Genomic DNA, 7,810 nt, shown 5'->3' on the forward strand with positions numbered 1-7,810 from the left:
CTTTGTAATGGAGGCGCGAGCCTGGCGCGCAATGGAAATGACAATCCGTTGAGCCGCTTAGGGTTTGCGCACGTGGACCTGCATGAACAGCGTCAGTGATTTGAACAACGAAGCGGTGCTGCGATTCGGCCCTTATGCGTTTCACCTGCGGCAACGGCTGATCCTCGACGGGGACCGGCCGCTGCGCATGGGCGGGCGGGCCCTGGATATCTTGCAGGTGCTGGTCCAGCGCGCGGGCAACGTGGTCAGCAAGGACGAACTCATCGCACTCGTCTGGCCGACTTCGGTGGTCGAGGAGATCAACCTGCGCGTGCACATCGCCGCACTGCGTCGCGCACTGGGCGACGGGCAGGACGGGCAGCGCTACATCGTCAACATTCCCCAGCGCGGTTATAGCTTTATCGCAGCCGTGCAGCGGGTGCCGGCGAGTACGCTGGCCTCGATCGAAACGGTTCAGAAACCTCAACACAACCTGCCCGCGCGCCTGTCGCCGGTGATCGGGCGCGATTCGCTGGTCGGCAGTCTGGTCCGGCAGTTACCGGTTCGGCGCCTCATGACCCTGACCGGTCCCGGCGGCATCGGCAAGACCACCGTGGCGTTGCGGGTGGCCGAACTGCTCTTGCAGCATTATCAGGATGGGGTCTGGCTGGTGGATCTGGCGGTGATCGATGACCCTGCGCAGGTGGTCGATCATCTGACCCGGGCGCTTGAGCTGGGCGTCGGAACCACCCTGGAGACATGGGCGCAACGTCATGCGTTATTGGTGCTCGACAATTGCGAGCACCTGCTCGAACGCTGCCGGACACTGGTCGAGGACCTGCTGATGGCGGCGCCACGCCTGTCGATCCTGGTGACCAGTCGCGAGCCGCTCCAGGCGCAGGGGGAAACGGTCCAGCGTTTGCCGCCACTGGCGGTGCCTCCGGCTTCGGCGTTGCACAGTGTGGCCGAAGCGATGGGCTATTCGGCGGTGCAACTGTTCGTCAGCCGTGCCCGTGCTCGTCAGCAAGGCTTTGTGCTGCGCGAACAAGACCTCAAGGTCGTGCGCGAAATCTGTCGCCGGCTCGATGGTCTGCCCCTGGCCATCGAACTGGCGGCGGCGCAGATTGATGCGTTGGCGCTGGTGGGCCTGCAAGCTCAACTGGATAACTGTTTTCAGCTGCTGACCCAGGGCCGGCGCACCGCCGTGCCCCGGCATCAAACCTTGAAAGCGGCGCTGGACTGGAGCTATGAGCAACTGAGCCCGCTGGAGCAAACCGTGTTGCAGCGTCTGTCGGTGTTCAAGATGGCCTTTACGCTGGATACCGCCATTGGCGTGATCAGTTGCGCGGCATTGCTGCCTGCCCGCTTGATTGAAGGGGTGGAAAGTCTGGCGCTCAAATCGTTGCTATCGCTGGAGCAGGGCGGCGGACTGGCCCGCTACCGTTTCCTCAACACCACCCGCACCTACGCCCTGGAGAAACTCGAGGGCAGCGGTGAATTGCGCACCGTTGAAATGCGTTACGCCCGCTACATCAGCCGGGCGCGGTGGGTATCAAGCGGGCACGTGGCGCTGCAACTCATCGAGTAACCGGCGGACTTTCGTCAGGTCCGGCGTGGCAAAACCTTCGGTGAACCGGTTGTAGATCGGCGCCAGCAGCGTATGGGCTTGCCGGTGCCGACCCTGACGCTGCCAAAGCTGTGCCAGCGAGGTAGCGCTGCGCAGTTCCCAGGCCAGGGCGCCCTGATGGTTGGCGACGTTCAAGGCCCTGATCAGCAAGGCCTCGGCCGCGTCGGTGTTCAACGGGCGCTCTTGCGCCAGAAGCGCCTCAGCCCTGGCTCGCAGGATCTCCGCCGTGTTCCAGCCCGCCATGCCGGTATCCGCCCGTTGTGACAAGTCGTCATCGACGAAACCGGTGTCCAGCGTCACCATGATGTCCTTGATCAACCCCTCGCCCGGCAGAAGGGAGGAGCGCAACTCGGTGTGGTCGATCACCTGTGCGTAGTGCATGGCCCAAGTGTAGAACAGCAGCACCGAGTGCTTTTGCGCTTGTTCCAGCAGCAGTCGCAAGAGTTCGCGCGCGGTGCGGGTGTCGCCGTTGTAGTGGGCGATCAGGCAACCGGCCAGCGCCAGGGTGTAGCAGATGGACGTGCCGTGGTTGATCTGCATCGCGATGTCCAGCGCTTGCCGGGCGGTGCGCCACGCCTGTTCCGGCCGGCCTTGCAGCCAGAGGATGCGTGCCAGAATGGTCAGGGCGGCGACGCTCTGGTCGTACTGCACGCCAAAACCGTGGGTGAAGCGGTTGAGGTGGCCGCTCTGGGCCATGCGCTGCAGCACCTCTTCGGCATTCACCCGCGCCTGTTCCTGATTCCCGGCAAAGTGCAGCGCCAGCACCCGCAAACGGTGGGTGCTGAGGGACAACACTTCATCGCCGTGCAGTCCCAACCGGTCGAACTGCTGGCTCTGCTCCAGGGCCATTTGATAGTTGGCACAGCAGAGGTTGACCGCCATGTGCCCGGACACCGCACGTAACTGACCGGCCACGTCGTTGCAGTGCCTGGCCAGCGTTCTGGCGCTGACGAAGGCCTCGACGGTTTCCGCCGTGCCGCCCTGGGTGTGGTAGCAGGCGCTGCCGAGGGCCAGTTTTAGGGCCATTTTCAGCCGGGGGCAGGGCTCGGGTGCGGCATCCAGCAGGGCCAGCGCCTTGCGCACATGCACGCCGTGCTCCTTGAGCAGCGACATTTCCTGCCAGAGCGGCGTCGATGTCGCGGTCAGGCGGATCGCCAACGTCTGCGGCCCTTGTGCGTCCAAGCCCCAATCGAGGGCTGCGCGAATATCTTCCAGACTGCGTGCATAACGCTCGATCCACGTCGCCGTCGCGATCAGCTCCCAGTCCTGCTGAGCCTGATGCATCAAGGCCAGGCAACGCTCGGCGTGGCGTTCGCGGGTGCCCGGCAGGTCGGCGGCCTGGTCGAGTTTTTCCAGGGCGTAGCTGCGCGTAGTGTCGAGCAGGCGGTAGAACACTTCTTCGTCGCCGACCTCGACGTTCAGCAGCGACTTGGCCACCAGTTGTGTGATCGAGCCAAACACCTCACAGGGTTCGATATGTTCGCCGACGATCACTGCCGCTGCCGATTCCAGGGTGAAGCCGCCTCTGAACACGCTCAGTCGGCGCAGGCAGGTTTGCTCACAGGCACTCAGCAGTTCGAAACTCCAGTCCAGCGTGGCGCGCAAGGTTTGATGGCGACCCAAGGTGGTCTGGCAGCCTTGGGTGAGCAGGCGAAAACTGCCTTGCAGTTGCGTGAGCAAGCCGCCCACGCCGAGGCCGCCGACTTGCGCCGCCGCCAGTTCAATCGCCAGGGGAATACCGTCCAGGCGCCGGCAGATTTCAATCGCCAGCGGCAGCTCGTCATCGCTCAGTTCAAAACTGTCGTGGCTGGCCATCGCCCGTTCGACAAACAACTGCAAGGCCGAAAAGCTCAGGGCCTGCGCGCGGTCGAGCACGGCAATGGGCGGCGGGCAGTCCAGTGACTCAAGACGCTGAACGAACTCGCCTTCGGCCCGCAGGCTCTCGCGGCTGGTGGTCAGGATGTGCACGTCGGGCGCGGCGCGCAGGATGCTTTCACTCAACACGGCGATGGCGTCGAGCAGGTGTTCGCAGTTGTCGATCACCAGCAGCATCTGCCGGTCGCGCAAAAACGCGGGGAGGCCGCTCATCGGGTCGGTGTCATGCAACGACAGTTCGAGCAGCGTCGCCAGATGCGCGCTGATCATCGATGGATCGTTGATCGGCGCCAGGTCCAGCAGACGAATGCCATCGCGGTAGCGCCCGATCAATTGCTCGGCAACGCGCAGGGCCACGGTGGTTTTGCCGATGCCGCCGGGGCCGACCAGCGTAATGAAACGCTGGCGTGACAACTGGACCACCAGGCTGTCGACGAGGGACTGGCGACCGATCATGCGCGTGCGCCGCACGGGCAGGTTGTGGCCGTTCGGTGCGGGGGCTTCATTCGCCGGATGTTGCTCGATGTGCTCCAACGAGAACGGCGCGACAAAGCTGTAGCCGCGCTGGGCCACGGTGACGATGTAACGCTGGCCGTTCTGGCCGTCGCCGAGGGCTTTGCGCAACGCCGCCATGTGCACCCGCAGGTTGATGTCTTCGACAACGCTTTTGGGCCAGACCCCGGCGATCAGTTCCTGTTTGCTGACCACATTTCCGGCGTGTTCCAGAAGGATCAACAGAATGTCCATGGCACGCCGACCCAGGCGCAGGGGCTGGTCGGCCTCCATCACCAGACGTTGTCCGGGATAGATCCGGTAAGGGCCGAAATGGATGGCCTGTTCGGGGGAAAGGGTCAACGGGTCACTCCTGCTTGCAGCCGTCTGGTACGCGGTTACCGAGCATATTCGTCAGGTTTGTTCATTCGCGCAATGCGCTGGCCAACTGACTGCCGGGTGTTCACTTGGACTGCCGGTTTGCGATCCTCCCTGTTCTTTGCGTTTTTACTGGGCGTGGCGCTCGTGTAGAAGGCGCCGGGGCTTTTGGCGCGCCAGGGAAAATTAACAACGTTTAACTCGTCCTGCGTCCGGTCTACGCCCAAAACTCCAGCACCGCAACTGCTCAAACTGTAGGAGCCGGCTTGCTGGCGATTGCGGTATTTCAGCCGAAGTTGTCGGCGATTGGTACATCGCCATCGCCAGCAAGCCGGCTCCTACAGGGGGGGCGTGTTGTGAAAAGGGATTTATTTGTCATGAGGACGCCGGAATGAGCAACGTGGTGGTGGTCTATCACAGTGGCTACGGGCACACACGGGTCATGGCCGAAGCCGTGGCCCAAGGTGTGGAACGGCACCTGGGCAGTACCTGCCAGCTGATTTCGGTCGAGGACGTGGACCAGCACTGGGACCGTTTGCACAACGCCGACGCGATCATCTTCGGTGCGCCGACCTACATGGGCAGCGCCTCGGCACGCTTCAAGGGGTTCATGGAAGCCACGGCGGCGTTCTACCTGACCCAACCCTGGCGCGACAAACTCGCGGCGGGCTTCACCAATTCCGGCTGCCTGTGTGGCGACAAACTCAACACCTTGCTGCAGATGGCGGTGTTCGCCGCGCAGCATTCGATGATCTGGGTCGGCCTCGACCTGCTGCCGGCACGCTCCGGCACCGGTGTGTTCGACGGGCAGCTCAATCGCCTCGGCAGTTCGCTGGGCGCCATGGCGCAGTCGAATGTCGAACAGTCCCCCGAATTCGCACCGCCCCCGGAAGATCGCTGCACCGCCGCGCACCTGGGCGAACGCGTGGCGCGGCTGGCTGAACGCCTGAGCCACTCACCGGTTTGAATCACCCCCAACCCTCCTGAGGAAACATCGCATGAGCACGTTCACCACCCGAGACGGCACCGAGATTTATTACAAGGATTGGGGCACCGGCCAGCCCATCGTCTTCAGCCACGGTTGGCCGCTGAACGCCGACAGCTGGGAATCGCAGATGATCTTCCTCGCCTCCAAAGGCTACCGGGTGATCGCCCACGACCGTCGTGGCCACGGCCGCTCCAGTCAGCCGTGGACCGGCAACGACATGGACACCTACGCCGATGACCTGGCGCAGTTGATCGAACGGCTCGACCTGAAAGACGCTGTGCTGTTCGGTTTCTCCACCGGCGGTGGTGAAGTGGCGCGTTACATCGGTCGCCACGGCACCGGGCGCGTGGCCAAGGCCGGGCTGATTTCAGCGGTGCCGCCCCTGATGCTCAAGACCGAAGCCAACCCCGGTGGCCTGCCGATCGAGGTGTTTGACGGTATTCGTCAGGCGTCCCTGGTCGACCGCTCGCAGCTGTACATCGACCTCGCCAGCGGTCCGTTCTTCGGCTTCAACAAACCGGACGCCAAACCGTCGCAAGGCATGATCGACTGGTTCTGGATGCAAGGCATGACCTCCGGCCACAAGAACGCTTATGACTGCATCAAGGCGTTCTCCGAAACCGACTTCACCGAAGACCTGAAGAAATTCGACATCCCCACGCTGGTGGTGCACGGCGACGCGGACCAGGTGGTGCCGATCGAGGCCGCCGGCATTGCTTCGGCAAAACTGGTCAAGGGGTCTACGCTGAAGGTCTACCCCGGCGCGCCCCATGGCCTGACTGATACCCACAAGGATCAGCTCAACGCTGATCTGCTGGCGTTCCTCAAGGGTTGATGTGCCCACGGCGCGGGCGTAGATCCGCGCCGTTCTCGCTCCTGATGAGCCGAATCCTTCGAGAACCTGACCATGAAAAAGCTGACCAACGCCACCGGGGCACCGGTGGCCGACAACTTCAATATCCAGACCGCCGGCCCCCGTGGACCGGCGCTCTTGCAAGACATCTGGTTGCTGGAAAAACTCGCCCACTTCGACCGCGAATTGATCCCGGAACGGCGCATGCACGCCAAGGGTGCGGGCGCCTACGGCACCTTCACCGTCACCCATGACATCACCCGTTATACAAAAGCCAGCATCTTCAGCTCGGTGGGCAAGGAAACGCCGCTGTTCGTGCGTTTTTCCTCGGTGGCCGGCGAACGCGGCGCGGCGGATGCCGAGCGTGATATCCGTGGCTTCGCGGTGAAGTTCTACACCGACGAAGGCAACTGGGACATTGTCGGCAACAACACGCCGGTGTTTTTCTTCCGCGACCCGCTGCGTTTCTCCGACCTCAACCACGTGGTCAAACGCGACCCGCGCACCGGCCTGCGCAACGCCACCAGCAATTGGGACTTCTGGACCCTGCTGCCCGAGGCGCTGCACCAGGTGACCATCGTGATGAGCGATCGCGGGATTCCCACCAGCTTCCGTCACATGCACGGCTTCGGCAGTCACACCTTCAGCCTGATCGACCGCGACAACAAACGGGTGTGGGTGAAGTTTCATTTTGTCTGCCAGCAAGGCATCGAAAACCTCTCGGACGCCGAGGCCGAAGCAGTGGTTGGCAAGGACCGCGAAAGCAATCTGCGCGACCTTTACGAAGTCATCGAACAGGGCAACTTCCCGCGCTGGAAATTGTGCATTCAGGTGATGGAGGAAGAACAGGCGCTCAACTATCGGCACAACCCGTTCGACTTGACCAAGGTATGGCCGCACGCTGAATTCCCGCTGATTGAAGTGGGCGTCATGGAGCTCAATCGCAACGCCGAAAACCACTTTGCCGAAATCGAACAGGCAGCGTTTTCGCCGGCCAACGTGGTGCCGGGCGTGAGTTTTTCACCGGACCGCATGCTCCAGGCGCGGCTGTTTTCCTATGGTGATGCCCAGCGTTATCGCCTCGGCGTGAACTTCAACCACATCCCGGTCAACGCGCCGCGCTGCCCGGCGCACAGCTACCACCGCGACGGCGCCATGCGCACCGACGGCAACCTCGGCGGCACCGCCAGTTACTTCCCGAACAGTGTCGGTGAATGGCAGGACTCGCCGGAACTGGCCGAGCCGCCGCTGCCGCTGGAAGGCTTTGCCCAGCATTATGATCATCGGTTGGAAGAGGATCATTACGAGCAGCCGGGTAACCTGTTTCGACTGCTCGATCCGGTGCGCAAGCAGTTGCTGTTCGACAACACCGCACGCGCCATGAAGGGCGTGCCGCAGGCAATCCGCCAGCGTCATATCGACAACTGCACCAAGGCCGATCCGGCCTACGGATTTGGCGTGGCCGAGGCGTTGGAGCGGTTGGTGCCGTTAAGGTAAAAGGCGGCAGGCTTGCGGGCGATGGCGCCCATGAAATCGCCATCGCCAGCAAGCCGGGCTCCTACAGGTTTTGTGTCGACCCTCAATCCCCGAACACCCCATAATCCTTGTAGGAGCCGGC

The 7,810-nt window shown here is 62.9% G+C and carries 5 protein-coding genes; 4 read left to right on the top strand and 1 reads right to left on the bottom strand.

Annotated elements, in window-relative coordinates; genetic code table 11:
- Positions 1–82: 82 nt before the first annotated feature.
- Positions 83–1,567 carry an ATP-binding protein gene (locus PMI32_RS06525; RefSeq protein WP_008032864.1) on the top strand — a complete coding sequence of 495 codons (1,485 nt, stop codon included), beginning with the start codon at positions 83–85 and terminating at the stop codon, positions 1,565–1,567.
- Here the strand turns inward: PMI32_RS06525 and PMI32_RS06520 are convergent.
- A complete protein-coding gene (locus PMI32_RS06520) occupies positions 1,532–4,336 on the bottom strand; it encodes an ATP-binding protein (RefSeq protein ID WP_008032865.1) in 2,805 nt (934 codons plus the stop codon). The two genes, PMI32_RS06525 and PMI32_RS06520, sit on opposite strands and share 36 nt — an antisense overlap.
- Positions 4,337–4,742: 406 nt before the next feature.
- Here PMI32_RS06520 and PMI32_RS06515 point away from each other — a divergent pair, with 406 nt between their 5' ends.
- From PMI32_RS06515 to PMI32_RS06505, 3 genes are all read left to right on the top strand, one after another.
- Complete coding sequence (locus PMI32_RS06515; RefSeq protein WP_008032866.1) at positions 4,743–5,318, top strand: flavodoxin family protein; 576 nt, start codon at positions 4,743–4,745, stop codon at positions 5,316–5,318.
- Positions 5,319–5,349: 31 nt separating this feature from the next.
- Positions 5,350–6,174, top strand: coding sequence for an alpha/beta fold hydrolase (locus tag PMI32_RS06510; protein ID WP_008032867.1), 825 nt, complete (start codon positions 5,350–5,352; stop codon positions 6,172–6,174).
- Positions 6,175–6,246: 72 nt separating this feature from the next.
- Positions 6,247–7,689: a catalase gene (locus tag PMI32_RS06505; RefSeq protein WP_008032868.1), complete on the top strand. Its 1,443-nt coding sequence runs from the start codon at positions 6,247–6,249 to the stop codon at positions 7,687–7,689.
- Positions 7,690–7,810: the final 121 nt, after the last annotated feature.

Source organism: Pseudomonas sp. GM60 (assembly GCF_000282415.1).
Classification (GTDB): domain Bacteria; phylum Pseudomonadota; class Gammaproteobacteria; order Pseudomonadales; family Pseudomonadaceae; genus Aquipseudomonas; species Aquipseudomonas migulae.